We start from the raw sequence: 2,653 nt of genomic DNA, 5'->3' as shown, positions 1-2,653 counted from the left end.
GACCCTCGGGTCGCCTTCTTCGTCTGCGGCATCTGCTTCAGCGGTACCGGCTCCAGCGCACTGTCGCCGCGGCGGGGCCACCCGGCGTGACGGACGGCGCTTCGCAGATGCCCGGGTTGTAGTGGTTGTCGCTGTCCTGCGGCACCACCACCTGCGCACCCCCCTGCTGGATGGTGGTCGCACTCCCCGGCGCGTTGGTGCCCACGGTCAGGCTGCCGTGCACCACGGTGGTCTGCGCGGCGGTCGCGAGGGTTGAACCGAGGATCACATTGCCGTGTATTTCCCAGCCGGACAGCTGCGCGCCGCTTTCGGTGACCAGCGCGACGTTGCCGATCGGCAGGCCACGGTGCGGTTTGTCGGCGGCGTCCTTCCACTCGACGAACCGGGAGGAGGAGCCGGTCTTGTCGCACAGGTTGGCCGGGTAGTAATCGCCATCGCAGACGCGCGCCGGGGTGGAGAAGTTCGGCGCGATCAACCTGTCATGGCCGGACTGCGTCAGCGTTACGTAGCCCTTGGCGATCAGCGTGGTGAGCAGATCGCGGTTGCCATCGTCATCGCGCAGCTGGGTGCCATCGATCTTCAGGGCGTTGTCGAACCAGAACACGCCGCGGGGCAGGTGGGTCAACCCGGTGATCGTCCAGGCGTTTGAAGCAGTCTTGTCGCGGAAGCAGTGCGCGGCACCGTTGTCGGCCTGGTTCCAGTTGCAGGTCAGGAACTGCGCCCCATTGGCGGGCAGCCGGCGCACGTCCTGGGTCGCCAGGTTGTAGACGCCGTCCATCGATTGCCTGGCCTTGTTGCGCACGTTGCGGATGGTCAGGTGCGGAGCGCCGTCCAGCCATTCGAAGAGGTAGTTGGCCCCGTCGCGGTAGGTGCTCACATCGATCGCATCGACACGCGTATCGCAGAACGGAATACCCGGCAGCCCGGGCGTGGTGCCGCTCTGCCGGGTGCGCAGGCCCGGCATGGCCTGGTTGGTCTGGGGCACGGTCTGCCGACTGCTGCCCCATTTCAGGTCCCCGGCGATGCTGCCGTTGCCCACCGACGGGAAGTTCCAGTACAGCCCTGCCTGGGTGGCCGTGACATCGCGGCCGCCGACCAGCGTGCCGATGGTGCCGGTCACGATGTCCACATCGCCATTGGCGAGTATCGCGTTGTAGCGTCCGCCCCAGCCGCTGATCGACAGGTAGTGGCCCCACAGCTGTTCGATGGTCAACGTCGCCAGATTGATGGTGCCGCCGGCGATGCCGGTCGAGCGGAACGTGAGTTGATCCGGCAGGGGCTCGGTCGAGGCACCGGAGAGATGCTGGGCCGAGGCCGCACCGGTGACCGCGCCGCTGCCGGCATCGGCAGTCAGTGCCGACAGATCCAGCAGCCAGGTATCGCCACTGGTGAGCGTCACCACGATGCGGCCGCTGGTGGCCGGCATCACGGTTCCCACGCTCCACGGCAGGCCTCCGCTTACTGTCGACGCGATCAGCGTGCCGCCGATCTCGGTGGTGCCGATCAGGGTGCCGCCGTTGTAGACGTTGGCGGCATAGGCACCGGCCCGGATCGCCGTGTAGTTGCCGCCACTGACGCCGCTGCCGATGGTCACGTTGCGTCCCCACAGCGTGGTGTTGCTCGGGTTGCCCATCTGGTTGATGCGGATGGTGCCCTGCGAATGCACGTGGCCGCCACTGAGGATGCCGCCGCCGCTGAGGGTGACATCGCCCTTGGCACAGCCGGAGATGCTGGCCTGGCTGGCGCCGGAGAGGTTGATGCTGCCGGCCACGGCGATGTTCTCGAAGCCGGCTGGATTGGTCACGCCCAGCGAGCCGCCGGTGATGTTGAGGTCGCCGTTGAACACCATCGGTGCCGCAGGAATCGTGGCGCACAGGGGCGAGGTGGGCGTGCCACCGCCACCGGGCGTCACGTCGTACAGCACCTCCACCGTGGCGCTGGTCGTGGTCGAGCCGCGGCCGGACAGCGCGGTGATGGTCGCCGCGATCTGGTAGTTGCCGCTGGCGCCCGTCAGTGCGGTGATCTGCGCGTTGCCATCGGGGATGCCGATCGTCCCCATGCCGCTGAGGGTGGCGGGCATGGCCAGTCCGCCGCTGGCGTTGGCCCAACCGGCCATCGTCGCCGGATCAACCGCCAGCAGGTAGCGACGTACCACTTCAACACCGCGCCACGCTGCGGCCTCTACCGGCTACCGCCGAAGCCCTGCGGCAGCTCTGCGGCGGCAACCTGGGCGGACACCGAGTGGCAGCCCGTCGCTGCGGAAGCGGCGTTCTTCGACCCGGTCCAGAAAGACGGCAGCGCTTTCAGCGGCGCCGAACGCGAAGTCGGTGCGCTGACCCTTCGCGGCGCGGCCGGCGGCGAAGGCTATCGCTTCATCGCCGTGCCAGACGCCTGCCTGCCCTACCAGCAGCAGGAGACTGTCGAGCGCACCGGCCAGCGCGTCATCCTCCGCCAGGCCAGCGACGATGTGCTGTTCTCCGTGTGCCTGCCCAATCTCACCGTCTCGCCCGCCGCATGACCAGGACGCCCGCGATGCACCACGCTGCCCGGCGTACTCCCGCCCGCCCCCCTCGCTCCCCCGGCCCGGCGCGCCAGCACGGCATGGCGACGCTGTGGATCGTGCTGATGGTCGGCCTGGCGGTATCGGTGACGG

Annotated in this window: 1 protein-coding gene; it reads right to left on the bottom strand. The window is 68.6% G+C overall.

Features of this window, described 5'->3' with window-relative positions:
* Window positions 1-37: 37 nt before the first annotated feature.
* Window positions 38-2,155, bottom strand: coding sequence for a hypothetical protein (locus ACLFKU_RS42995; protein WP_410853291.1), 2,118 nt, complete (start codon window positions 2,153-2,155; stop codon window positions 38-40).
* Window positions 2,156-2,653: the final 498 nt, after the last annotated feature.

Source organism: Paraburkholderia sp. EG304, from assembly GCF_046543485.1.
GTDB classification, from domain to species: domain Bacteria; phylum Pseudomonadota; class Gammaproteobacteria; order Burkholderiales; family Burkholderiaceae; genus Paraburkholderia; species Paraburkholderia youngii.
Note: the sequence above shows the minus strand (reverse complement) of the source record. Positions and strands in the feature narration are given on the sequence as shown.